Raw genomic sequence first — 25,651 nt, forward strand, 5'->3', positions numbered from 1 at the left:
GGTCAACGTGATGTCTCTGGTTTCGATCATCATACCGTGTTATCGGCAGGCGCGATATTTGGGCCAGGCCATTTGCAGCGCGCTCGCGCAGACCTATCCTCATGTGGAGGTGATTGTCGTCGATGATGGGTCGCCGGATGAGGCGGCGGAGGTGGCCAGTCGGTATGTTGGGGTGCGTTTGATCAGGCAAGCGAATCGTGGGGTTGCGGCAGCGCGCAACGTTGGGTTACTGGCGAGCGGAGGAGAGTATGTGATCTTTTTGGATGCGGATGATAGGTTGTTGGAAAACGCAGTGGAGGTTGGGGTAGAAACGTTGACCGCCCATCCAAACTGCGCTTTTGTCTGCGGTCACTGTCGGATCATCACCGCCGATGGCGCGATGGTTGCTTTCCCGCCGGAAAAGAGGATCGAGGGGGATCACTATCTGGCATTGCTACGCCACGACTACATCCGTTCGCTGGCGACCGTGATCTATCGTCGTTGGGTGTTTGATGAGGTTGGCTTGTTCGATGAGTCGTTGCGTGGGTCCGAGGATACGGACCTTTATTTTCGCATCACGCGCCGATTTCCAGCGTACTGTCATGGTCAGGTGATGGCCGTTTACCGCTGGCATGAGGGGAACGCGACGCGCGATTTCGGCATGATGCTTCAATGCACCGTCTCGGTTCATCGCCAGCAGTGGCCCTATGTTCGGGGACGGAAAAACTACGAGCAAGCGTACCGGGAAGGGTTGAGACATTTACAGGCGCTTTACGGAGAGCCGCTGGTTGCACATATCCGCGACTCTTTGCGGCGCGGCGAATGGCAAGCGGCGGCGCGCGGGGCGTCATTGCTCGCGCGTTACTATCCGGAAAGACTGTTTCGGCGCGGATATGGGCGGCGCGTTCTCAAAGAACTCGGTCGGCGTTCGTTATCGTATCTGTTTGGCGCGCATCGAGCGAAAACCTTTCCCTCGAAGGGACCCTTTTGATCATGAGAGGCGAACGATGGAGGAGGCGCGAACGGAATTGACCGGGCGCAATTCTGCGGCGATTTCAAACCCTTATCTTTCGATCGTCATCCGCGCGCGCAACGAGGCGGAGGGTTTGCATCGCGTTTTCGAGGCGCTCCGCGCGCAACGATGCGATTTCGCCTGGGAGACGATCGTCGTCGATAACGAATCTGAAGATGAGACGCCTGAACTATGTGCGCGCTACGGCGCGCGCGTCATCAAGATCAGTCGCGATGAATTCACTTATGGGCGCGCGCTCAATCGCGGCATCGCCGCCGCATGTGGCGAGCTTGTTCTATTGCTGAGCGCGCATTCGCTGCCCGTCGGCTCGCGTTTTTTGGAGGCGGCGGTGGCGCCGTTTGCCGATCCGCAGATAGGCGCTGCGCGTTGCCTGAACGCACATGATCTCGAACAGATGGCGGCCTGGTATCGGGCGCGCGACATCAGTTATCGTTCGTTGGAAGAGCAACGGGAAGCCGAGATCGGTAGCGAATGGACGCGCCTTTATCCGGCAGCGACGTGTTGTGTATTGCGGCGCGCTCTATGGGAACGCATCAAATTTGATGAGGAGATAGAGGCGAACGAGGACAAGCTGTGGGCTTCGCAAATTCTGCGTCACGGTTTCGTCGTACGCTGCTGCGCCGAAGCAGTCTACTTTTATACGCGACATCGCGGTCGACGCGCGGCGCGGATGAGAGACTTACGCGAACACCTCGCCCTTTATCGTTTGACCGGTCAGCCGCCTCTTGGTCGGGCGCGATTCGCCTTGCGAGTGATCAAAGCGATGTTTCTCGCCCCGCTCGTTTCCGCGCGCTATCTGTGTGAACAGGTGAGCTGGAACTTCGCCTTGCTCTCCATCCCGCACAAAGCGCGACGCTCGCCAAGGAGCGGAAGTGTCCCGGAGTTCGACGCGCGGCAAGCGGTCAGGTGATCTGGAGGCATTCGGTCACGTACGAGGGCATCGAAGGTGGCCCAGTGTTTGGGCCGATGCGATGATGAGTGAATTCGCCATTCGAGCCGAAGGGCTTTCGAAAAGATATCTGATCGGGGCACAGAGGCCGTACAAAACTCTGCGCGATGCGTTGATCGAAGTGGCCCATGCCCCTTTCCGAAAGCTCGGTTTATCACGCGCAAAAGCGAACGGGCGAGTCGCGCCGAGCGAGATCTGGGCGTTGAAGGACGTCTCATTTGAGATCAAACGTGGCGAAGTCGTCGGCATCATCGGGCGCAACGGCGCAGGCAAATCGACTCTGCTGAAGATCCTCTCGCGCATCACGGAGCCGACGCGAGGCTTTGCCGATGTGCGCGGGCGCATCGGCTCGCTATTGGAAGTCGGCACGGGATTCCATCCCGAATTGACCGGGCGCGAGAACCTCTTCCTCAATGGCGCGATCCTCGGCATGCGGAAAGAAGAGATCAAACGCAAGTTCGATGAGATCGTCTCTTTCGCCGAAGTCGAGAAGTTCATCGACACGCCAGTCAAGCATTACTCGAGCGGAATGTATCTGCGTCTGGCGTTCGCCGTCGCTGCGCATCTCGAACCGGAGATCCTGTTGGTGGATGAAGTGCTGGCCGTCGGCGATGCCGCTTTCCAAAAGAAATGTTTGGGGAAAATGGGCGAGGTGGCCAAAGAGGGACGGACCGTGCTCTTCGTCAGCCACAACATGGGCGCCGTTCGTTCGCTATGCGAGCGGGGGATCTTTCTGGAGAACGGGCAGGTGCTTCATCAAGGCGAAGTGAGCGAATGCATCGAAACCTATTTTCGCGCAATCGGCGCGCTTCCCCCCCGCGATGGCGTCGTCGCTGCCGTCAACGGCAGCAGGTTCTCTCCGATCATCATCAATGGGAGAAGCGGCGGAGCGGTCCATCAATCACAAGCGTTCACGGTCTCAACCGAGTTGCGCGTCGAGCCGCACATCAGCGGGTTCAGCCTGTTCTGCATCATCGAAGGGATGGACGGCGCAAACGTCGCCATCGTGCGCGAGGAGAGAAAGGTCCAGCGTGTGAGCGAGAACGGACGGTATCGCATCACGGTTGGTTTCCCGCCGCTGTGGCTCAATCCAGGGCTTTACTCGATCTATTTCAAAGTCTTCTTCTGGAGCGAGCGCCAGGGCGCGCGGCACGTCTCGGATCGCTACCCGCTTGATATCGCGGGCGAGAGCAGTCTGACGCAGGCCATCCTTCAACCGCGCGCCATCTGGCAGATAAGCGAAAAGTGATGATGCCTTTCACTACCTTTTGCCGATCGCGAGCGATTCGGCAACCTTCGATGCCGGTCCAAAAATCCTCGGCGGAGACGGCGATTTGAAAGAATCCACTTGTTGGGGGCGAAAAAACGTGCGCGCTTTTGCTGCAACTATTGAAGTTCGCAATCCGGCGCGAGTGATCGCCGCATATCGCGCCAGCCGGCAAGCCGTCCGATGGCCCGTGCCGATCGACGCGCATCCATCGATGAGCGCGCACCGCCGCGAGTTCGTGCGCGCGCTGGCGGAAAAGAGCGTGCCTGAGATCTTACGCTCTTACGTCTATTTCTCGGTCGCGGAGATGGAGCGGATGTTGCGCCTTGCATCGCGTTACGTGCTGCTCGAACCGCTGCGCGGAATCGGTCTCGAACTCGGGGCGGGCAGTGGACTGCTCTCTTCGCTGGTCGCCAGAAGCCGCGAAGTCGACGCGATCTTCGCCGTCGAGATCTGCGAAGAAGCGGCCGATCTGCTGCTTCCCAAAGTCGCCCGTTGGGTGCTCGGCGACGAAGCGCACAAGGTCGTCCCCATCATCGGTTCGTTCGATAATCTGCTTCTGCCCGATAATTCGCTAGACTTCGCCATCGAGATAGACGCTTATCATCATTCGGACGATCTGCGCGTCACCTTCACCGAGTGTGCGCGCGTGCTCAAACCCGGCGGGTGGTTGCTCTGTTTCGATCGTTGCTGGCCGGACGATCATCCCGATTGGGATATCGAACGGCTGCTCTCCTTGCAGTACACGCCGGAATTTCTCGCCGCCAACGGTTATCCGCCGGATCTGAAGCTCACGCGCCGCGAAAACGGCGAACACGAGTATAAGCTGCGCGAGTGGCGCGCCGGGTTCGAGGCCGCTGGCTTTGAACTTTGTCGTTTGTGCAAGTTCTGGCGCGCCGTGCCGACGCGCGAAGCGATCAAAGCGGCGCTCTCCATTCTGCCTCTGTCGCTTCGACGAAGGCTGTACGAACCGGGCGAAGAGAGATTCGTGACGTTCCGTTGGTGGCTGACGCAACGTTGGCGAACGCTATGGCGCAACGTCGCTGGGCCGAAAGATCTGGCCGCGCCCGCTCGTTGGCCGCAGATGAATATCTTCGCTCCGCGCGAAACGAGCGTCCTGCTGTTGCGCAAGAAGAGGTAGTTTCGGCTCGTCCGAAACTTCGGAGGTTTTCAAAACGGCGGACACGGGCGCGATGATCGGCATCACTCTTTTGATCCCCGATGGCGTGGGCGCACGCAACTTTTTGCTCGGCGCGTTCTTGCCGTCGCTTGCAGCGAAAGGGCGCGTGCAGGTATTGCACCGGCTCCCGCCGTCGGCGCTCGAGATGGTGAGCGCGCGGGCCGAGATCGAATGGGAGCAGCTCATCGGGCCGAAAGAGACGCCCGCACGCTTCTTCTTGCGTAACGCGCTGGTTTCGGCCCACATGTACCGCGCCGACACGATGGCGATGCGATTCAACTTGCGTTTGCCCATCAACGGATCGTGGCGCACGCGCTATGGCGTGCGCGTAGCGCGGATGGTGGGGCGCGCCGCTTCGCTTTCAGTTCGCGCGGTCGCCGCGCTCGATCATCTCCACGGCGGATTGTTGCGCATAGGGGGCGAGGTGGACCACTACCGGCAGTTGCTCAAAAAGTTCGGCTCGCGCGTGCTCTTCTGTTCGCATCAACGTCCGCCGAGCGTCATCCCGGCCGTTTTAGCGGCCCGCTCGCTTCGCATCCCGACGGCGACCTTCATCTTCAGTTGGGACAATCTGACGAGCAAAGGGCGCATTGCCGCGCCCTTCGACTACTATTTCGTGTGGAGCGCGCTGATGCGCGACGAGTTGCTTCGTTACTACCCGCAGCTTTCGCCTGCGCGCATCGAGATCGTCGGGACACCGCAATTCGATCCATACGCCGATGAGGCGCTCCTTTGGTCGCGCGAAGAGTTCTTTCGGCGCATCGGCGCCGACCCTCGCCGCCCGCTTATCTGCTACTCCGGCGGCGATGTGACGATCGCGCCCGAAGATGCCGAACATGTCGGCGTTCTTCTGGAACTGATTCGCGCCGGACGGATCAAGAGAGCGCCGCAGGTTTTGCTTCGCCCATCGCCGGTGGATGATGGAAAACGTTACGCGGAGGTGCGTGCCAGATACCCGGAATTGATCTACGCGGCCCCCAGTTGGATCAGGCAGGACGCCAGCGACTGGGCCAGCGCTTGTCCGACCCAGGCCGACGCTCAATTCCTCGCCAATCTCACACGCTATGCGGATTTGAACGTCAACGTCAGTTCGACGATGACGCTCGATTTTGCCATTCACGACAAGCCCGTAGTCAACATCGCGTTCGATATCGCTTCGCCGCCGCCATTCGGCTTGCCGCTGTGGGAACATCACTACAGATTCGAGCATTACCGCCCTGTTATCGAGTTGGGGGCCGCGCGTTTCGCGCGGTCGCCCGACGAGTTGGCCGCACACATCAACGCCTATCTTTCCGATCCAACGCTCGATCGCGAGGGGAGGCGAAAGCTCGTGGAACTAGAGGTCATGCTTCCGCTCGGATGCTCCGGCGAGCGGATCTCGCGGGCCGTGATGCGCATCGCCGCGGAAGGTGAATGAGAAGAAGGGCCGTAGGGGAAAGGGGGGAGCGTCATGCGTAGGATTGTCAAAATACGTCGCAGAAGAAGAGCGGCTAAGGATGATTGCCTGAAAAGCGCGCCGCTTCTGAAGCCCGGGCACATTTACGCTTTGCCAGATGGGCGTAAGCTGGTGTTGGAAGCCGATGGTGATGGTTATCTGCTTTATCATCCTCTGGTCTGGGGCGGATTGCCGTGGGTCTCCTCTTGCCCTATCGAATATGAGATAGATGCACACGGGCGAATCTTGACTTCCACGGGGCAACCGACGCCTTGGCGCGCCGAGGATCTACGCGAACTCGGCACCGCGGTCGAAAATTCCGAACGGAGTGCGCTGCGCTGATCGCTGGTGCGTCTTCCCGCTCATTGCGTGACATCGCAACTGAAGATCTGTTTCGTCTGTCACGAGTATCCACCTGCGACGCATGGCGGCATCGGCGCTTTCGCGCAGGTCTTGGGCCGCGCTCTCGTGCGCGCCGGTCATCACGTGCGCGTCATCGGGATGGGAACTGCAGCGTCAGAAGAGGAAGACGAGGGCGTATGTGTCTACCGTTTACCGACAGATAGCGGGCGTTACGGTTGGATTCGCAACCGCTGGCGTCTTTTTCAGCGAATCGCCGCATGGAGCGCGCGCGGCGAAATAGATCTCATCGAAGTGCCAGATTGGGAAGGGTGGGCTGCCTGCTGGCCGTCGTTGCGCGTCCCGGTTGTCGTACGCGCTCATGGTTCGATCAGCTATTTCGCGTCCGAACAAGGATTGCCCGTCGGGCGAAGGGCTTTCTGGATTGAACGCGCTTCATTGCGGCGTGCCGATTCTTGGTGCGCTGTCAGTCGCTACGCGGCGGAGCGCACGCGTGAGCTATTTACGCTGCGCAACCCCCCTGATCGCGTCCTCTACAACTGCGTGGAGCATATGGTGTCGAGAGAGGAGTTCCCGCGATCGAGACAGACCGTCGTCTTTGTTGGCACGCTGGCGGCGCGCAAAGGCATCGCGCAGCTCATCGAAGCGTGGCCGATGGTCGCGCGCGTCTGTCCGGCGGCGGAACTTCACATCATCGGCAAGGATGGTCGCGCTGAAGGTGGAGGGTCGATGCGCGCGGCGCTTATTGCGCGACTTCCCAAAGAGGCGAAGGTCCATTTTCACGGACATCTGACGCGCGCTGAGACGCTGCGCTTCTTCCAACGTGCGCGCGTCGCCGTCTTCCCTTCGTATGCAGAGGCTTTCGCGCTCGCGCCATTAGAAGCGATGGCTTGCCAGTGTCCGACGATTTACAGCCAGCGTGGCAGCGGCCCAGAGTTGATCGAGGATGGGAAGAATGGTCTGTTGATCGATCCGGCGTGTCCCGAACAGATCGCCGCGGCGATCATACGTCTGCTGGCCGACGATGAACTGGCCCAGCGATTGGGACAAGAAGGGAAAAGAACGGTCGTGGACCGTTTCGCGCTCGCCATCGCTGTCGAGCAGAACGAAGCTTTCTATCGCGACGTGATCGCGAACTTCGAGCGCTAAAAGAAGCGCCGACTTTGCACCAGACCCACATCGAAACTGCGGATGCGAAGTCGCGCGATCACGAAAGACCATAGCAAGTGGCCAGAGTTTAGAGGATGGGGCATGGGGTAAAAGCCGAGCGCATCGACGATCTGGGGGCGCGGACGCAAGAGATGAAGATCGAACGACTTCGCGGTTGGCGGATCGCCTCTGCCGTGCCAAGCGGCCTCGACGATTGCTGTTTGATCGTGCCGACTTACTGCCGACCACGCGAAGTAGTGAGGCTGCTTGAGACGGTAAAGGCTCTGCCTGATCATCCCGCCGAAATTATCGTCGTCGATGGGTCGCAAGACGAATTGACCGAGCGAGCCGTACGTCGTTGGGTTGCTGACCAGCATGCGGGCTTCTCGCTGCTCTACGCGCGAAGCCGCGCAGGGTTGACGCGCCAGCGAAACGTCGGCATAGATCTCGCCTCCGGCGAGTACGTCTTCTTTTTAGACGATGATTGTTTGCCGCAGGCCGGATATTTTGCGGCGATCAGGGATGTCTTTCTGGCGGATGAAAGGGTCGGCGCGGTTGGTGGATTGGCGATCAATCAGATGGCGCAGCCCGTCCCGCGTCGTTGGCGCATACGGTTGTCGCTCAAGATCGTCCCGCGCGTCGAACCGGGCACTTATCATGCTTCGGGAACTTCCGTGCCGCCGAACTTGATACGCCCTTTCACCGGCACGCGCGCGGTCGATCTGCTTTGCGGCGCGCATTTCGCCTTTCGTCGCGCCGTTTTTGCGCGCCATCGTTTCTCGGAGTTTTTCGCTGGTTACGCACAAGGCGAAGACATGGAGTTTTCGTTGCGCGTCGGGCGCGAATGGAAACTGCTATGGTGCGGAGATGCGCGCGTTGCGCACCATCACGCGCCAGGCGGAAGACCCGCTCCGTTCGCGAAAGGGAAGATGGAGGTGCGCAATCGCTACTTCATCTGGAAGCGACATGTGACCGACGTTCATCTTGTCGATCGCGCGCGCTTCTGGTTCGACGTGATCCTTCTGGCTGCGATGGACGTGGCGTGGTTCTGTTCGCGTCCGTGGCAGTTGAGCTGGGCGCAGCATGCGATCGGAGTCGCCTGTGGAGCCGTCGGTTGCGCGCTCGCACCGCCACGCTATGAGGAGCGGTTGCCATCGGTTCGCTACGTCCTGGCAGAAGGCGATGACGATCACGCATCTGGGTGGTCATGATGATCCCCAACGCAAGTTCAATTCCGCTGGCTAGAAACGTCAGGATCGGGCGGGCGACTCAGAAAGTCGATCTAGCGCTCCTCCTTCTGATCGGCGTGATCGCCATCCCGGCGATGGCCACGGTCGGCATCGGATATCCGGCTGCCGGCGCGCGTTGGTTCTTCGGTCTTCTGTTGCTCGCGCTCGGTTATCAACTGGCGCTCAAGCGCGATTGCCGGCGATTCGTCGCTTTGCTTATAGGCGTGACGCCCGTCCTCATGATGTTGCGCGACTTCTTCTTCTACAGCGCTGTGACGGCCATGTTCGCGTGCGGAATCATCGCTTGGTCGTTCCTGTTCCCAGAAGAGTTTGGCGAATTATGGCGGAACCTTTGGTGGCGGATGCTCTTCTTTGTCGCCATGCTCTATTGGGCGCTCTCGTACTATCTGACCGGCGAATACGCGAGCAATTTGCGCGTCATGGAACTGGTCTTGGCCGCCGCGTGTCTTCATCTGCTGGCCGGACACCGTCGGATGTTAGCTGTCGCTCTGTTCGGTTGTTGTCTTTCGGTTCTTTCTATCGGCATCGCCTTTCTGCCCTATGGTGATCGTTTGGGATCGGCGGAGATCGGCGGTTACAGCCTCGGCAATCCGATCACTTTCGGGTTGCCTCTCGCGCTCATCATCACGTTGCTCGTCGCCGATGATGGCAAGTGGCTGTTGTTGGAGCGGCATCGGCTTTGGCGTTTGTCGCTCGGATCATCGGCGGGAGCGTTGCTTCTGCTCTCGACGTCGCGCGGCAGTTGGGCCATCGTCATCGCCAACTTGATCGCGCTGTTTCTGATCGGCGGACGGCGGACGCAAGAACGCCGGGTCGCATTGGCGCTGCTTGCCGCTATGGCGCTGGCTACCATTCTCCTGCTCGTTTCACCGAAGGGCGAAGATCTCGAACGAGCTTTCGAACGGACCGCTTCCGCCGATAGTTCATGGGCGCATAGCTCCAGCGGGCGAACGGATCAATGGCGGCTATTTCCGCGCATCTTCGAAGATGCGCCGCTCTTCGGTTTCGGACCGGGAACGGGCCCATTCGTACACGAACAATATTCGCTGTGGGATAACTCGCTCAGCGTGCACGGCAAGATCCTTCAGTGGCACTCGCTCTATCTACTGATCGGAGTCGAGACGGGGGCGTTGGGCCTTAGCTTTCTGATCCTCTTCCTGCTCTCGCTTCTTGCGCGCGGGATCGCGCATCTGCGCGCGCGCGGCGAGATCGTCCCGTTGCTCGGCATATTGAGTTTCATCATCATCGGCTTTTCCGTCTCCGGGTTCGATGCCTCTTCCGGCCTCTTCCTCGGTTGCGGTCTTGTCGCGGCGCAAAGATCGGAAAGCGCGGGACGGACGAGGGGCAGGCTTCATCCTTCATCTCTGAAAAACGATACGCGCCCTCATCCGCGCTAGATCCGGTCGAGGGCGGGATTCATCTGAGAAGTCTTCGATGAAGTTACTGATCGTCTCTCACGTCGTGCATTATGAAGAGGGCACGCGACTTTACGCTTACGGCCCCTACGCGCGTGAAGTAGACGTGTGGGCCGAGCTCTTCTCAGAAGTCGCCATCGCTGCGCCGTGCCGGAAGGAGCGCGCGCCGGGGGATTGTCTGCCGTTTGCACGACGAAACATCTCGATCATCCCGCAGCGCGAAACGGGCGGCGAGACGTGGCGCGCGAAGCTTCGCCAAATCATCTTGCTGCCTTTGCTCGTCTTCGATCTCGTGTGCGCCATGCGCCGAGCCGATGCGATTCACATCCGATGCCCGGGAAACTTAGGATTGTTGGGGACGATCCTAGCTCCCTTCTTCTCCAAATTCCTGGTCGCCAAGTACGCGGGGCAATGGACCGGCTATCCGGGCGAAACATGGAGCGTGCGGCTGCAGCGTCGTCTTCTCCGCTCTTCGTGGTGGCGCGGTCCAGTGACAGTCTACGGCGCGTGGCCCGATCAGCCAGCACACATCATCCCTTTCTTCACCTCGATCATGACGCGCGAGCAGATGATGCGCGCCGGTCGCAGCGCCGTTCGTCGGCGGAGCGACGGAAAGCTGCGCGTCCTTTACGTCGGACGGTTGACGGCAGCCAAGAATGTCGAAGCCGTATTGTCGGCGCTGGCCCAGTTGCGCGATGCGCAGCGAGATCTCTCCTGCACTATCGTCGGCGATGGGCCGCGCCGCGCGCGACTCATAGAAATGGTGAAAGAGCTTCGGCTCGAGGATCGCGTCACCTTCGCCGGCAGCGTCGGGTTCGAGCGCGCGCTCGATTTCTACGATTGGGCCAACGTGTTGGTCCTCGTTTCCGAGACGGAGGGGTGGCCGAAAGCGATTGCCGAGGCGATGGCCTTCGGTCTCATCTGCATCGGCTCGGATCGCGGACTGATCCCGCAGATGTTGGCGGATGGGCGCGGCATCGTCGTGCCGCCCGGGGACGCGCAAGCGCTCGCCACCGCGCTTGCGGACATCGCCACGCATCCCGCCTCATATGACGCAATGCGCGCGCGCGCTGTCGCTTGGGCCGAGAGGTTCTCGCTCGATGATCTGCGCGATGCGCTTCGCCATCTCCTCTCCTTGTGGTGGGACGTCGAGCTTGCTGGACCAGTCATTGAAGCGCATGACCGGATAGACACAGCTTCGCAAATCGAGGCGGGTGAACCTTCTGATTCCATTCGCCGAAGCGCACACGCCAGAAGAACATGAGACGAGAAGAGAGGACGGGACTGCTCCGGATCGTCGTTTTGGGTGGAGGAGCCGCCTTCACGGAGCTCCATCTGCCGGCGTTGCAAGCGCTCGGTTGGACTTCGCGTCTTGTGGTCGTCGAGCCTTCGGCGCGCGCGCGCGCGCGACTCAAAGCGCGCGATGGTTCGCTAGTCTGCGTAGAGCGTGGATACGCCGAATTCTTCGATGATCTCGCGGAGCCGGAAGAGTTCGACGCGGCGCTCGTTGCACTGCCGAACAGTCTGCACGCGGAAGCGGTGGAAGCGGCTCTGCTCGCGGGCTTGCACGTTTTGTGCGAAAAGCCGTTGGCGCTGGAGGCGCGAAGCTGCGAGCGGCTGGGCCAGTTGGCTGATGATCTTGGCCGGATTCTATCCGTCGGCATGGTCAGAAGGTTCTTGCCAAGCGTCGGCGCGTTGCGCGAGGCGTTGCGCGCAGGATTCATCGGCCCGCTCGAAAACGTCCACATCGAATGCGGCGAGCCTTACGACTGGCCATCGGATAGCGGCTCTTTCTTCGCGCCGGAGAACGGTGGCGTACTGGCTGATGTGGGTGTGCACTATCTCGATCTGATAGCGGAGCTTTGCGGCGCATGCGAGCCGATCGCGTACACGGATGATTGGCGCGGCGGCGTGGAAGCGAACGCGAAACTCGAACTCGTCTCAAGTTGTGGCGTGCGGATCAAATTAGCTCTGTCACGTACGCGGAAGCTGCGCAACACGGCTATCTTTCAAGGCGAGCGAGGTATCCTCGTCCTCGCGCATGACGCTCATGATCATTGCCTTTGGCGTTCCGACGATGGGCGCTTGATCGGAAAACTCTCGGCTGGCATTACCAGCAGCCGGGACGGCGATGGGACCGTGCGCGAAGCGTTCATCGCGCAATGGTTGGCGTTCGCCGAAGCGATTCGGGGAGGAGCAGCGCCATCGGTTTCAGGGCGGCAGGCTGCCGAGACGATGCGCATCGTCGAATGGGCCTATGGTGAGCGGAAGCGCAAAAGGGCCGCCTTCACAGGAGCGGGCTCCGAAACGGCAAACGCGCTTGCGAGGAGGGCATGGGGGGAGGGAAACGGCGGCGGCGCGCCCGCGACCTTGCGCTCCGCGAGAGTGGTCATCACGGGGGCGACCGGATTCATCGGCGGGCACCTCGTCGCGCGCTTGAGCGGGCAGACGCGGGAGATCATCGCTCCGGTGCGCAACTACGCGACCTGCGTGCGCATCGCGCGCTTTCCGGTAGAACTGCCGCGTGTGGACCTGCTCGACCTGAAGCAAGTGACGGAGCTCATGCGTGGCGCGCGCATCGTCTTTCATCTCGCCTACGGAAGTGACGAGCGAGGTGGCGCTCGACTTACCATCGAGGGGACGCGAAACGTCGTCGAAGCGGCCATCGCGTGCGGCGTCGAATGCGTCGTCGTCATGAGCACGGTAAGCGTCTTCGGGCGACCGGAAGCGGATGCCTTCGTCGATGAGACGTGGCCTTACGGCGAGCGCCTTGATGAGTACAGCGCGAGCAAAGCGGAGATGGAGCGATGGTGTTTGCAACGCGCCGCGAGCGGTTCGGGCGCGACGCGCATCGTCGTGCTCAATCCTTCGTGCGTGTACGGTCCCGAAGGGAAGCTCTACACGCAATTGCCCATTCAGCAAGCGCGCAAAGGGAAGTTCTGTTGGGTCGAAGAAGGGCGCGGGGCGGCGAATTACACGTATGTTGATAATCTCATAGATGCGATGATGCTCGCCACCGAACGCGCCGCCGAAGCGCATGGCCAACGTTTCATCATCAACGATGGTTGCTGTTCGTGGCGCGAGTTCCTCACGCCGCTGCTCGGCGAGTATGCGATGGCGCTTCCCTCGCTGAGCGCGCATGAGATCTTGGCGCATCGCGAGACGACGCAACGCGCCAGCCTGAAAGCGATTGTGGCGCACATGGCGCGCGACCAAAAACTCGCCGAGATGATCGGCACCCTACCTGTCATCGGAAGATCGTTGCGCTTTCTCTTCAACGCCTCACCGATCATGCGTGCGCGTCTCGCTAAGATGCGCACGAGCAACGTCGCGCGCGCAAACGGAGCGTTGTCGTCTTTGCCGCCAGAGTGGCTCGTTGATCTGTTCGGACCGGCGACGGCGCGGTTTTCGTCCGGGCGCGCCGCGCGCGTGCTCGGTTGGAGGCCGCACGTCACGCTCGCGGAAGGTCAGCGGATCACGGCAGCGTGGTTGCGCGAAGTCGGGTTGCTGTAGGAAACGCCTGCCATTCTGGCGCGCAAGACTCGTCATCATCTCGCGTTCGGCGAGATCGCCTATGCGAATTGGCATCATGCACATCACCGACACGCTCGATGCTGGCGGAGCCGAACGCATCGCCGTGCATCTCGTCAACCTGCTCCCGCGCGCCGATTTCGCGCCACACTTGTGCACGACGCGGCGCGACGGAGCGTTGGGCGATCTGGTCGCTGCGGATGTCAACCGGTTGCGACTTGTGCGGCGACATCGTTTCGACGTGGACGCGATCCGTCGTTTGTGCGCTTACGTGCGCGAGCATCGTATCCGCATCCTGCACGCTCACGGAACCTCGCTCTTCGTCGCCGTCGCTGCAGCGAGCATGCCGCCTTATCCCGTCGTCGTCTGGCACGATCATTACGGGCGGTGCGAATTCGATGATCGTCCGGTGTGGCTTTATCGGCTGGCGACGCGCCGTGTCGCCGCGATCATCGCCGTCAACGAGAAGTTGGCCGACTGGGCCAAAAAGCGTCTGCGCGTCGCGGCGGAGCGGGTTTGGTACGTGCCGAACTTCGCCGTCTTGCCGCCTGCCGAGTTGGCAAGCGATCTACCCGGAGAGCGCGGCCAAAGGATCGTTTGCGTCGCCAACTTCCGCCCGGCCAAGGACCATTTCACTTTGATTCGCGCCATGAAGCGCGTGGTCACATCGTTTCCAAACGCCCACCTGCTTCTGGTCGGCGTGACGAATGATGCTCTTTACCGTGCCCGCGTAAGCGAAGAGATAGTCAGGGAAGGGCTGACCGGCAACGTCTCCATCTTGGGCCAGCGCGCGGATGTCGCGGCCATTCTGCGCGCGTGTGACATCGGCGTGCTCGCCTCAGCGTCGGAAGGGTTCCCCGTCACGCTGCTCGAATATGGATTGGCGGCGCTGCCTTCGGTCGCCACCCGCGTCGGGCAGTGCGCCGAAGCGCTCGACGGTGGCCGGACGGGCTTGCTCATTTCACCGGGCGCGCCTGATGAACTGGCCGCCGCTTTGTGCGCGTTGCTGGGCGCGCCGGACCTGCGCGCGCGTCTCGGCGAGGCGGCCTTGCGGCGCGTGCAAAGCGTCTACAGCCCAAGCGCTGCGCTCAAAGCCATCGAGCGCATCTATGCCTTGATCTAGAAGCGACTCCAAATGTGCGCAGAGGTTAAACCGGCTTCGGTATTGGCGGATGAATTTCAAGGTGGAGCCGCATCCGCGCTTTCATCCGAACGGGGGTGAGGATGACGGTCCTGCTCGTCGGGAATTTTCTGTCCGAAAGCGGCGGCACACACGGCGTGTGCGAGGAGTTGGCCGTTCGTTTGGAGGATGCCGGGTGTCGTGTGATCACCGTCTCGCGATCGCGCGCGCGCCTGCGCAGGTTGTGCGAGATGGTCGGCGCGGTGTGGCACCATCAGCGCGAGTACGAGGTTGCGCATGTTGATCTGTTTAGCGGAGACGCTTTCTTTTGGGCCGAGGCCGTTTGCTGGACTTTACGGCGCGCGCGCAAGCCTTATGTTTTGACCTTGCACGGCGGGCGTCTCCCGCAATTCGCTCATCGGTGGCCGCGCCGTGTGCGTCGTCTGCTCGCTTCGGCGGCAATCGTCACGGCTCCGTCAAATTATTTGCGCGAGCGCATGCTGCCTTATTGCGCGAGAATCGTGGTGCAGCCGAACGCGCTGGAGCTTGCGCGCTATGAGTTTCGCGCACGCGCGCAACCAAAGCCACGTCTGGTTTGGTTACGCGCCTTTCATGAGATCTACAATCCGGCGCTGGCCGTCGGAGTAATTCGCCGTCTTGTACCGGATTATCCTGCGCTGCGCCTCTTGATGGCTGGTCCGGATAAAGGCGACGGCAGTTTAGAGCGCGCACGCCGTCTCGCCGGGCAGAACGGCTTCCTCGATGGGCACATAGCTTTTCGCGGTTCGATCGATAAACGCGCCGTACCGCGATTTTTACAGGAGGGGGACGTCTTCCTAAATACGGCGAACACGGATAACACGCCGGTGAGCGTCATCGAGGCGATGGCTTGCGGGTTGTGTGTGGTGAGCACGAACGTTGATGGTCTGCCGTTTTTGCTCGAAGATGAGCGCGATGCGCTGTTGGTCGCACCCGGCGATGCGCAGGCGATGAGCGCGGCGGTGCGGCGCATCTTAACGGAGCCCGGATTGGCTTTACGCTTGTCGGAGAACGCGCGTCGCAAAGTCGAAGCATTCGATTGGTCAATGGTTCTGCCAGGTTGGTTGAGCATATTCGAGGAAGCGATGATAGGGCGGTCCAATGGCTGCGGAGCGTAAAATGGTTCGGCTCTTCGTTCGTAAAACACTAGGTTGCGCGCCGAATCGAAGCGTCTGATCGGTCCACTTCCATTTGCTAATCTCTTTTTGCGTTAGGATGGGAAAACTCGACACGCTCTATGCACGATTGCCCGTCTGGGCGCAGCATATCGCCGTCAGTTCATACGGCGTCTATTGGCGATGGTTGCGTTTCGGCTTGGGGTTCAAGCGCGCGCTTGCCGAATACATCGCGCGCGAGCGCTTCAGCGCAGAGGAGTGGCGCGATTGGCAACAGCGCCGTTTGCGTGAGCTATTAACCATAGCCGCGACAGAAGTGCCCTATTATCGGCAGACGTGGGGCGAGATCGAGCGGCGGGCCGCGTGCGCTGGCCATCTTGCGGAACTTCCGTTGCTCGAAAAGGATGCTGTTCGGCGTTCGCCGCAATCTTTCTTGCGCGCAACAGCCGAGAGGTTGAAGCTATACGTTTTCCATACGAGCGGTTCGACGGGAATGCCGATCGCTACCTACTGGACCAGAGCGGAGATGCAGCGCGCCATGGCGCTAAGGGAGGCGCGCTCGGCGCGTTGGGCCGGAGTCTCCTTCAACTTGCCGCGCGCCACGTTTTCGGGCCGGATGGTCGAGCCTGATGCGGAAAGCCGCGGTCCCTTCCATCGTTTCAATGCGGCGGAGCGACAGGTTTATCTTTCGGCTTTCCACTTGCGCCCCGAAACGACGCGCCGTTATGCGGAAGCGCTCGCGCATCACCGCGTGAAATGGCTGACCGGTTATGCCGTCTCATCTTCTTTGTTAGCGAAGTTTCTGTTAGCCGAAGGGATCGAGTTGCCGTTGAAGGCGGTCGTTACGACGAGCGAGAAATTGACGCGCGAGATGCGCGACTCGATCGCGCGCGCGTTCGGTTGTCGCGCTTACGAAGAGTACGGTACGGTGGAGAACGCTTCGTTCGCCAGCGAATGCGAACGAGGCCGCTTGCATGTCAGCCCGGACGCAGGCATCATCGAGATCCTTCGCCCTGATGGGAGCGCGTGTCTTCCCGAGGAAGAGGGCGAAGTGGTCGTGACCGGTCTGCTGCGCGATCATCAACCTTTAATTCGCTATCGTCTCGGCGATGTGGCCGCGTGGGGCGCCGAACGATGCCCGTGCGGGCGCGCCATGCCCGTCTTGAAGGAGATAGTTGGAAGGCTCGAAGATGTCGTCACCGGGCCGGATGGCCGTCAGATGGTCAGATTCCATGGCGTCTTCGTGGACCAGCCGCACGTCTTTGAGGGCCAGATCGTACAAGAGGCGCGTGATCGCATACGCGTGCGCGTAGTCCCGGCGGACGGATTTGCCGAGGCGGATGCGCGCGAGATCGCGCGTCGAATTCGCCAACGGCTCGGACCGCAGGTGAAGGTGGAGGTCGAACGCGTTGACCGCATCTCGCGCAGCGGAGCGGGAAAGTTCAAAGCCGTCATCTCGCGTTGCGATGAGACGGAAAGAGCGTGCGACATCGGTTCGATTCATCCCGAGAATTAATCGATCCCGATTAGCGAGAAGCGCACGATGCGAAACCCTGCGCGAGAAAACGACTGGCCGTTGGTGACCGTCATCATGCCCGTGCGCAATGAGGCGCGTTTCATCGCGCGCAGCCTCGGCGCCGTTCTTAATCAAGACTACCCACCCGAACGGCTGCAGATCATCGTCGTTGATGGCATGTCGACCGATGGGACGCGCGAAAAGGTCGAGCGGTTGCGGCGGCGCGGCGTGGACCTATGTCTGATCGATAATCCGGGGGTGATCGTACCGACCGGCCTCAACGCCGCGCTCCGGTTGGCCAAAGGCGAAGTGATCGTGCGCGTTGATGGTCACTGCGAGATCGCGCCCGATTACGTGCGCCGTTGCGTCGCGCATCTCGAAAGCGGCGAGGCGGATGGCGTCGGTGGTCCACTGGAGACAGTCGGCACGGGCATCGTCGCGCAAGCGATCGCGCGCGCGATGAGTTCGCCTTTCGGCGTCGGCGGAAGCGCCTTTCGCACCGTGCGCGACCGCGCGCTTTACGTCGATACGATCGCTTTTCCGGCCTACACGCGGCGCATCGTGGAGATGGCCGGCCCATTCGACGAAGAGTTGGTTCGCAATCAAGATGACGAGTACAACTACCGTTTGCGCAAACTCGGCGCGCGATTGTTGCTTGCGCCCGATGTGCGCGCGCGTTACTACAGCCGTAGCTCTTTTCGTTCGCTCTGGCGACAGTATCTGCAATACGGTTACTGGAAGGTTCGCGTGTTGCAAAAACATCCGGCACAGATGCGTTGGCGGCAATTCGTCCCGCCGCTCTTCGTCTTCGCCATCGCCGTCGCTTCGATCCTCGCCCCTTTCGATGGGGGGAGTAGTTTGATGACTCTCGGCCTCGTTTATAGCGCGAGCGCGATCGCGTGCGCTTTGTATGAGGGGCGCTCATATCCGACCTTGATGCCTTTGGTCGCGCTCGCCTTTGCGACGATGCATCTAGCCTACGGGATAGGATTCTGGGTCGGCCTGATCAAATTCCGGCGTCTGTGGCGCCCCTATGATGCTGAGGGAAGCGTTCACGGATCGATCCGCGGTTGAATGCCGATGAAGAAAGGGCGCGCGCATGGCGCTTAAGGAGTTGTCGTTCAACGGAGCGTGGGAACGCAAAAGGATCAACCTCGCTTCCCTCGCTTCGCTCGCCGCAATCGGGACCTACGTCTTCTTCCGTCTACACGGTTTGACTGCCGATCATCTCTGGTTCGATGAGATGTTCAGCGTGGATGCGGCGCGCCGCGGTTGGGGCGATTTGCTGGCATTCATCGCAGAGGATGCCGTTCATCCGCCGCTCTTCTACCTTCTGCTGAAAGCTTGGATAACGATCGGTGGCGAATCGCTCTTGTGGTTGCGGCTGTTGCCGGTGCTCCTTTCGATCTTAGCGCTCATTCCGCTGTCACTGCTTTGCCGGGAGCTGAAACTTCGACCCGCTGAGACAAATCTCGCCATCGCGCTCATGGCGGTCAACGGCTTCCTCGCGTATTACGCGCGAGAGGTACGGATGTACAGCTTGCTCTTCCTGTTAACCGCGTGCGCGTTGCTCACATTTTGGCGTGTCTTGCGCGGGAGTCCTCGGCTCGCGTTATTCCTTGCCGACCTAGAACAGAATCTCGGTTGGCTGACACGCCGTTCTGCAACTCATGGACAAATGTCCCATGGTACCGTCCCGGTTGCTTCCTGCCTCATCCACCGGCACCGGCCTTGCGGCCTGTAACCTCCGATGTCCGCAGGCGTCACTTCCCGCCGAACTGGCGGTAGAGAGCGAGCGCAAGTAGGTTTTTGGCTGCGTTCACGTCCCGGTCATGGCGCGTACCGCACCCGGGGCAGTCCCACTGCCGTACGTCCAGTGCCAGCGCCTCCAGTACCTGCCCGCAGCACGAGCACATCTTGCTGCTCGGAAAGTACCGGTTCGCCTCCACCATGCGGCTGCCGTACCACACGCACTTGTACGCCAGCATCCGCCGGAATTCGCCCCAGCCCACGTCCGCGATGTGCCGCGCCAGCTTCGGGTTTTTCACTAGGCCGCTCACAGACAGGTCTTCCACCACAATCACCCGCTTGGTTTTCGCCAGGTGTGTGGTCAGCTTGTGCAGGAAGTCCTGCCGGATATGGCGGATTCGCCGGTGCAGCCGGGCCAGCCGCAGGGCCGACTTCTTCCGGTTCTTCGACCCCTTTTCCTTCTTGCTGTGCCGCCGCTGCCGCCGGCGCAAAAGCCGCAGGCGCCGCAATAGCGGCTTCGGTGCTAGGATCTTTTCCACCACCCCGTCGTCTTGCACCAGCGTGGCGAAGTGCGCCAGGCCCACGTCAATTCCTACCGCCGGGCCCCGCACCGGCTCCGGCTCGGGCAGATCCACCTCCACCGTCAGGCTCACGTACCACCGGTCCGCCTCCCGGCCCACCGTCGCCGACAGGATGCGGCCCTGGACCTTCGGCTCCTCCTTCAGCCGGATGAGGCCCAGCCGGGGCAGTTGCACCGCCCGGCCCACCACTCGGATGGCGCCCGTCAGCCGGAACCGGTCATCCCGCCCCTTCTTCCGAAACCGAGGAAAGCCCACCTTCCGGCCTTCTTTCAGGCCCCGGAAGAAGTTCTGGAAGGCCCGGTCCAGGTCCCGCAGCGCCTCCTGCGGCGCGCACTTGGACACCTCATACAGCCAGGGGAACTGCGTCTTCTTCAGGCGGTTCAGCTCCCGGTGCTGCTCGATAGCATTCGTGCTCTTGCCCGTCTGCTGATACAGCTCGATGCGCCGGGCCAGGCCCCAGTTGTAGGCGAACCGGGCGGCACCGGCGTGCTTCGCCAGCAGGATGCGCTGCTGGACATTCGGATCAAGTTCGTACCGGTAGGCACGGTTAACCTTCACGTTCGATGGCCTCCAGAGCTTTTTTCGCCTTGTTCCGGGCCGACCGGCGGCCGTAAAGGCGGGCACAGAACGACGTCAGGGCCTCGATCATGTCCTGGACCAGGTCATCCTTGACCTCACCGGGCTCGACGACCACAATCCTCCGTCCCTGGGCCGCCAGGGCCGCTTCGACGTACTCGAAGCCGAAGCGCATGAGCCGGTCGCGATGTTCGACGACAATGGTGCCCACCTTTGGGTCGGAGAGCAAGCGTATGAGCTTGGGCCGATGGGACCCGATCTCGGAGACAGCCCGGGTGACTGCCCAACCATGTTCGCTGGCATAGGCCACCAGCCTGGCGATTTGCCGGTCCAGATCCGCCTTCTGGTCGGCACTGGACACGCGGGCATACAGGGCCACGGCCCGGGAAGTGGCCTCCGGCTCCTTGACGAGAATCTTCCCGGTGGGTGTCTGTTCAAAGGGAACCGGCATCTTCCCTTGCCGCACCCAGCGCCAGGCAGTCTTGTACGAGATGCCCTGCTTTCTCGCCCATTCACTCAGCTTCATGTGGATAGGACAGCCGATTTATCCATTTTTGTCCATAGTCTAGTGGATAGTTCTCAACCCTTCGTTCTACCGATTGATGACCACATATGCCACGTTCAATGGGCAATTGGGTTTCAGGTTCAACGTCTCTTTGGGACTAGCGCTCTTCCTCGCGCCCGTTCTGATCTCGGCTTATCGGATCTTTCGATCCGGCGGGCGATCGTCGCTCTATCCGTCGCGATCAAGCGTGTTTGCGGAGATGGAACGTTCCCGACGAGAAGAGCGGTCCGCATTCGCTTTCTTATGCTTCTTTGCTTTCATCCCCATCCTATCGCTCTTCGCCGTTTGTCAAGCCATCCCGCAAATGATTTGGCTCCCGCGCGGGTTGATCATCGCCGCCGCGCCCTATCTCATGCTCGTCTCGATGGCAGTTCATCGGTTCGGTTCGCGATTGGTGCGAGGGGGCGTTTTGTGCGCGTTGCTTTGCTGGGCCAGCGCCGCGGGTTTCAAATCGCTCGATCAGATCGATTATCGGAAAATAGATTGGGGGAGCGTCGTCGAGCAGATGAAGCTTCGTGGGGGAGCGGAAAAGGGGCGAACGATTCCCGTTTACGTGACGGACCGCTTTCACGCCTACAGCTTGAAGTTCTATCTCCGCTGGGTTGACGAGAAAGGGTTCAACGTCGTCTTCGCCGATGGTTCCGGATTCACCCATCCGAGCATTCAACCGAGGTTTCTTCGCCAGCTCGAATCGGTGCGTGTCGAGCGGTTGGACGAGCTCAGAGGGGATAGGTTCTGGGTCATTTTCATTTGCGATGAGTGGCAGCGCGCTGAATGGCCGCAACGGGCTTTCAATCCCGCAGAATTCGCCGTCGGCGATCTGTTCTCCGACCCGCTGGGACAGGTGTGCGCCTTCCCCGTTTGGCGAAAGCTGCGTAAGATGCGGCTATCGGCGTCAGCCCTGTTCTGGCTTCAGCGCATTTCAATGCGGAAAGGAGCGGTCTCTGAGGCGCAGCGGCGCGCTCGATGATCGGCCCGATCGAAGCGGGCGGCAATTCTGTCGCAATTGCTCGCAAATGCGTCTCAAATCACTGGAAGCGGGGCGACGCGCTGTTCCCGTCGTATGGTCCATCGCTGAGAGTCACGCGCATGAAATCGGGGGTTCGGGCCTCAGCGCGCTGGCGTGGAGCATCTCTGGGCTGGGCATGTCGTTTGCTCTGTCGGAGTAAGGGTCGAGAAGGTTTGATTCGGCCTCTCAGGCGGTAAGCGATTGTTCGTCATCTAGGCGGCGGCAATGTGAGCTTCCCGCAGCGCAGGGACGGATTGACCCTCTCGCCCATCCGCACTCGAGCAAATCAGAAGCGGCCTTGCAGCAGGCTTCCCCGAGGGGTATCGGCGTATTCCGCAGCGCCTGAACGTGTCTCGCTATTGCTATGTTTGTTCGATCGAGTGTTGGATTCGGATTTACCTTGCTGGCGCAAACGACGCAACAGCTGTCATTGTTATGTTTGTTCGGTCGAGATGTTGGATTCGGTTGACGTTCGCTCCTTTTTTCTCCTCAGAAACGCGCCGCTGGGATATCGCGAGCTTGCGCGAATCGGCGTATGCATCGAAAGGTTCTGTCGAGGTGCGAGAGCATCTAGGAGGGCGTGATTCGATGAAGGTCGAGCGGCGCACATATTTACAGGCGGGGGCGAGGGGGATCATCCTCGGGGCGACGCTCTTCAATCTATTCGTCTGCCTTCGGCACGAGCTGTATCATTACATCCATTATGGTAATAGGTTGGATGAGGTGGTCATCAATGCGAAGAGGATGAGCGCCGTGCGCGCCGACCTGCCGCGCCGCGGCATTGTCGGTTATCTGAGCGACCGTCGCGGAGAAGACGCTGATCATGAATGTACGCGAACGCAATATAACCTCATCCCGATCATCGTCTCCTGCTCGCCATCCTCGACCGAACCCATTGTGATCGGGGATTTCCGCAAGCCAACCACCGCCGCTGAGATCTACCGCGCCCGCAAACTCACCCCGCTTCGGGATTACGGCAACGGAGTAATGCTGCTCGTCGGAGGTGGTAGTTCGTCTGAGTCGGCGCTTCGCTAGCGCAGTCGAAGTCGTTTTGCTGTGTCGGGCGTGATCCGAAGAGGTTGCCTTTGGGTTTCGAGATAGCCTCATCTCTAGCGCTGGCCCTGCTCTTCGCATACGCGAGCGGCGCTTTATTTACCGATCTCCTGTGGCCTCAGGCGCACCCGTTGACTCTTTGCCGCGTGCGGTGGTGGTTGGGGATAGGTATCGGATTGGGTTTGAGTTCGTGTCTCGCTTTGCTCTGGCTTGTCGCCTACGGGCGTCTATCGCGCGGGTTGATCGTCGTCGATGCTCTCGCCGTCGCCGTTTTGGTTGCGCTCCGTTGGCGGTTGAAGGATGAGGTGAGCGCGGGTTCAGTGAAGCTTGCGGAGGAACAGGTTTCAAGCCACGAGCGCGGACCGAGAGCGATGAGCGCGGGTCCAGTGAAGCTTGCGGAGAATCGTGGAGATGAGATCTTGCGCGGCGGTTTGTGCGTCGCAGTGGTTGCGGGCGGTGTCGCCTATGCCCTCTTCTCCTTGAACAGTCCGCATGGGACATTCGATGCATGGATCATCTGGAATCTACGTGCGCGTTACATCTTCCATGGGGCGGAAGATTGGACCATCGGATTGAGCCGTTATTTTTGGGCGCCGGATTATCCGCTGCTCCTTCCTCTGAGCGTCGCGCGGTGTTGGGAGTATATAGGGCGCGACACGGTGCTGGCGCCTGCGGCGGTGGCGCTGCTTTTCACTTCGGGAACCGCCGGATTGCTCTACTCATCGCTCTCTTTCTTGCGCGGCAGGGAGCAAGCGATGCTTGGGACACTGATCCTCATCAGCGCGCCGTTCTTCATCGCGCACGGGGCGCATCAGTATGCCGACGTACCCTTGGCTTTCTTCTTTTTGGCAACTTGCGTACTATTTTGCCTGCACGACGTTGCGAGGTTGAACGGCGATTGGCGCTTGGTGAGGCTGGCTGGCATGATGGCAGCTTTGGCCGTATGGACCAAGAACGAAGGCGGGCTCTTCTTTGCGGCGATTATGCTCTCACGCGCCGCAATGACCTGGCGAACGGGCGATTGGCGCGCTGTCTGGCGAGAAGCCAAATCGTTCTTTTGGGGTGCCCTTCCGATCCTGCTCGTCGTCATCTATTTCAAGTTTCGGTTCGCGCCTCCAAACGATCTCGTCATCGCGCAAAACGCCGAAACGACGGCGGCGAAGCTATCGGATGCGTCGCGCTATCTTACTGTGCTTCGCGCTTATGGGGTGGCGACCATCAACTTCGGTCACGAGTGGTACAGATACTTTTCCATCGGACCAGCGTTACTGCTGGCGATTCACTGGGCCTGCTTCGGGATCGAGCCGAAGGCGCGTGCGCGCGCGTCGTTCGTCTTCAGCCTCCTCGGTCTGATGCTGATCGGTTATCTGCTCGTCTATGTGACGACCTATTTCGATCTCGTTTGGCATCTGAAGAGTTCTCTGAGCAGGTTATTGTTGCAGCTCTATCCGAGCGCACTCTTCGCCTATTTCATGATCGCGCGTGGTACTGAGGGCGGCATGAAGGCGAGGTCAGTTAGCTGCGCGATGGCGTGTAAAGATGGGTAGCGAAGTTCCATTCTTTCGACCAGACATCAGCGAAGAAGAGATCTCGGCGGTCGTTGCGACTCTGCGTTCGGGATGGTTGACGAGCGGCCCGTGCGTAGAGCGTTTCGAGCGCGAGTTTGCGGCATGCGTCGGCGCGGCGCATGCGGTCGCCGTCAATTCCTGCACGGCGGCGCTGCATCTCGCCGTCGAAGCATTGGGCCTTAAGCGGCGTCAAGCGGTGTTGGTGCCGACGATGACGTTTGCGGCAACCGCCGAGGTGGTTCGGTATCAGGGCGCAACGCCGATCTTAGTCGATTGCGATCCGCAAACGCTCAACCTCAGTCTCGAAGATGCCGCGCGAAAGCTGGCTCAACTGACGGAAGGGAGATTACCGCCGCGCATCAGGGCGGACCTTCCCGTCGTCGGCATCATGCCGGTCCATGTCGGCGGCTTGATGATGGACATGGAGGCGATTTGGGCGTTCGCCGTAGAGCATAATTTGTGGGTCGTCGAAGATGCTGCGCATGCGCTGCCAGCGGCGATGCGTCGCCAGGACGGGACATGGCAACGGTGCGGCGAGGGGACAGCGGATGTCACATGCTTTTCGTTCTACGCCAACAAGACCATCACGACGGGCGAGGGCGGGATGGCCGTGACGAACAACCGAAACCTTGCGGATCGCATGCGCTTGATGTCGCTGCACGGCCTATCGCGCACGGCGTGGGGGCGTTATACAGGGCAGGGAAGTTGGGATTACGAGATCATCGCGCCCGGTTACAAATACAACTTGACCGATATTGCGGCGAGCCTCGGCATTCGGCAATTGGCGCGTGCTGAACAGATGCGTCGCAGACGCGAAGAGATCGCCGCGCGTTATCTCGAAGCCTTCGCCGAAGTGGAAGAGATCGAGTTGCCGCCGACGGATCCGGCGCGCCTTCATGCGTGGCACCTGTTCCCGATCAGGCTCCGTTTGGAGCGATTGCGCGTATCGCGCAATGGTTTCATCGAGAGGTTGTGCGCTTGCGGCGTGCGCTGCTCTGTTCACTGGCGTCCGCTTCATCTTCATCCTTACTACAGAGAGCGTTTCGGGTGGCGCCCGAGCGATCTTCCTATCGCCACGCGCGTGTGGGAACGCTTGGTAAGCCTGCCCATCTTCTCGGCGATGACGGATGACGAGGTCGCTCGTGTGATTCAAGCGGTGAAAGAACTGTGCGCGCGTTACGCGCGTCCCACCGGGCATGCCCGATGACGGAT

22 protein-coding genes are annotated in these 25,651 nt (G+C 60.6%); 20 read left to right on the top strand and 2 right to left on the bottom strand.

Features of this window, described 5'->3' with window-relative positions:
* Positions 1-10: 10 nt before the first annotated feature.
* The 16 genes from PYK22_RS16475 (at position 11) to PYK22_RS05975 (ending at position 19,082) form a co-directional block, all read left to right on the top strand.
* Positions 11-970, top strand: coding sequence for a glycosyltransferase (locus tag PYK22_RS16475; RefSeq protein ID WP_060635386.1), 960 nt, complete (start codon positions 11-13; stop codon positions 968-970).
* 16 nt (positions 971-986) lie between these two features.
* Entirely contained in the window at positions 987-1,922 is a 936-nt protein-coding gene (locus tag PYK22_RS05905) for a glycosyltransferase (protein ID WP_041975218.1), read from the top strand.
* Positions 1,923-1,986: 64 nt separating this feature from the next.
* The gene (locus tag PYK22_RS17875; RefSeq protein ID WP_083437680.1) at positions 1,987-3,210 is read left to right on the top strand and encodes an ABC transporter ATP-binding protein; all 1,224 of its coding nucleotides are present in this window, start codon (positions 1,987-1,989) and stop codon (positions 3,208-3,210) included.
* Between the two features lie 85 nt (positions 3,211-3,295).
* On the top strand, positions 3,296-4,369 hold the full coding sequence (locus tag PYK22_RS05915) for a class I SAM-dependent methyltransferase (protein WP_157770701.1): 1,074 nt from the start codon (positions 3,296-3,298) through the stop codon (positions 4,367-4,369).
* Positions 4,370-4,421: 52 nt separating this feature from the next.
* Entirely contained in the window at positions 4,422-5,825 is a 1,404-nt protein-coding gene (locus tag PYK22_RS05920) for a glycosyltransferase family protein (protein ID WP_041975220.1), read from the top strand.
* 33 nt (positions 5,826-5,858) lie between these two features.
* On the top strand, positions 5,859-6,185 hold the full coding sequence (locus tag PYK22_RS17495) for a hypothetical protein (protein WP_157770702.1): 327 nt from the start codon (positions 5,859-5,861) through the stop codon (positions 6,183-6,185).
* A 6-nt stretch (positions 6,186-6,191) separates the two neighbouring features.
* Entirely contained in the window at positions 6,192-7,352 is a 1,161-nt protein-coding gene (locus PYK22_RS05930) for a glycosyltransferase family 4 protein (protein WP_083437644.1), read from the top strand.
* 95 nt (positions 7,353-7,447) lie between these two features.
* A complete protein-coding gene (locus tag PYK22_RS05935) occupies positions 7,448-8,563 on the top strand; it encodes a glycosyltransferase family 2 protein (RefSeq protein WP_041975223.1) in 1,116 nt (371 codons plus the stop codon).
* Positions 8,560-9,999: an O-antigen ligase family protein gene (locus PYK22_RS05940; protein ID WP_041975225.1), complete on the top strand. Its 1,440-nt coding sequence runs from the start codon at positions 8,560-8,562 to the stop codon at positions 9,997-9,999. The genes PYK22_RS05935 and PYK22_RS05940 overlap by 4 nt, the downstream gene beginning before the upstream one ends.
* 37 nt (positions 10,000-10,036) lie before the next feature.
* Positions 10,037-11,281: a glycosyltransferase family 4 protein gene (locus PYK22_RS05945; protein WP_041975226.1), complete on the top strand. Its 1,245-nt coding sequence runs from the start codon at positions 10,037-10,039 to the stop codon at positions 11,279-11,281.
* Positions 11,278-13,530, top strand: coding sequence for an NAD-dependent epimerase/dehydratase family protein (locus tag PYK22_RS05950; RefSeq protein ID WP_041975227.1), 2,253 nt, complete (start codon positions 11,278-11,280; stop codon positions 13,528-13,530). Before PYK22_RS05945 ends, PYK22_RS05950 begins: the two co-directional genes overlap by 4 nt.
* Positions 13,531-13,591: 61 nt before the next feature.
* Positions 13,592-14,671, top strand: a complete 1,080-nt coding sequence (locus PYK22_RS17850) for a glycosyltransferase (protein ID WP_060635387.1) — start codon at positions 13,592-13,594, stop codon at positions 14,669-14,671.
* Between the two features lie 101 nt (positions 14,672-14,772).
* Positions 14,773-15,825, top strand: coding sequence for a glycosyltransferase family 4 protein (locus tag PYK22_RS05960; protein WP_041975228.1), 1,053 nt, complete (start codon positions 14,773-14,775; stop codon positions 15,823-15,825).
* Between the two features lie 97 nt (positions 15,826-15,922).
* Positions 15,923-17,338, top strand: a complete 1,416-nt coding sequence (locus tag PYK22_RS05965) for a phenylacetate--CoA ligase family protein (RefSeq protein WP_041975229.1) — start codon at positions 15,923-15,925, stop codon at positions 17,336-17,338.
* A 27-nt stretch (positions 17,339-17,365) separates the two neighbouring features.
* Complete coding sequence (locus tag PYK22_RS05970) at positions 17,366-18,412, top strand: glycosyltransferase family 2 protein (protein ID WP_041975230.1); 1,047 nt, start codon at positions 17,366-17,368, stop codon at positions 18,410-18,412.
* A gap of 25 nt (positions 18,413-18,437) precedes the next feature.
* Positions 18,438-19,082 (top strand): glycosyltransferase family 39 protein, encoded by a 645-nt coding sequence (locus PYK22_RS05975; RefSeq protein WP_041975231.1) that lies wholly within the window; start codon positions 18,438-18,440, stop codon positions 19,080-19,082.
* Between the two features lie 19 nt (positions 19,083-19,101).
* Here the strand turns inward: PYK22_RS05975 and PYK22_RS05980 are convergent, their stop codons facing one another.
* Complete coding sequence (locus tag PYK22_RS05980) at positions 19,102-20,226, bottom strand: RNA-guided endonuclease InsQ/TnpB family protein (RefSeq protein ID WP_041975232.1); 1,125 nt, start codon at positions 20,224-20,226, stop codon at positions 19,102-19,104.
* On the bottom strand, positions 20,216-20,770 hold the full coding sequence (locus PYK22_RS05985; RefSeq protein ID WP_041975233.1) for an IS607 family transposase: 555 nt from the start codon (positions 20,768-20,770) through the stop codon (positions 20,216-20,218). Before PYK22_RS05985 ends, PYK22_RS05980 begins: the two co-directional genes overlap by 11 nt.
* 76 nt (positions 20,771-20,846) lie before the next feature.
* Here PYK22_RS05985 and PYK22_RS05990 point away from each other — a divergent pair, with 76 nt between their 5' ends.
* The 4 genes from PYK22_RS05990 to PYK22_RS06005 all read left to right on the top strand — a co-directional run bounded on the left by PYK22_RS05990 (position 20,847) and on the right by PYK22_RS06005 (position 25,646).
* Complete coding sequence (locus PYK22_RS05990) at positions 20,847-21,779, top strand: hypothetical protein (RefSeq protein WP_041975234.1); 933 nt, start codon at positions 20,847-20,849, stop codon at positions 21,777-21,779.
* Between the two features lie 597 nt (positions 21,780-22,376).
* Positions 22,377-22,853, top strand: coding sequence for a hypothetical protein (locus PYK22_RS05995; protein WP_162199804.1), 477 nt, complete (start codon positions 22,377-22,379; stop codon positions 22,851-22,853).
* Between the two features lie 50 nt (positions 22,854-22,903).
* On the top strand, positions 22,904-24,418 hold the full coding sequence (locus PYK22_RS06000) for an ArnT family glycosyltransferase (RefSeq protein WP_041975236.1): 1,515 nt from the start codon (positions 22,904-22,906) through the stop codon (positions 24,416-24,418).
* The gene (locus PYK22_RS06005) at positions 24,411-25,646 is read left to right on the top strand and encodes a DegT/DnrJ/EryC1/StrS family aminotransferase (RefSeq protein ID WP_041975237.1); all 1,236 of its coding nucleotides are present in this window, start codon (positions 24,411-24,413) and stop codon (positions 25,644-25,646) included. Before PYK22_RS06000 ends, PYK22_RS06005 begins: the two co-directional genes overlap by 8 nt.
* The last annotated feature ends 5 nt before the right edge of the window (positions 25,647-25,651 follow it).

Origin of the sequence: Pyrinomonas methylaliphatogenes (genome assembly GCF_000820845.2) — a bacterium.
Taxonomy (GTDB): Bacteria; Acidobacteriota; Blastocatellia; order Pyrinomonadales; family Pyrinomonadaceae; genus Pyrinomonas; species Pyrinomonas methylaliphatogenes.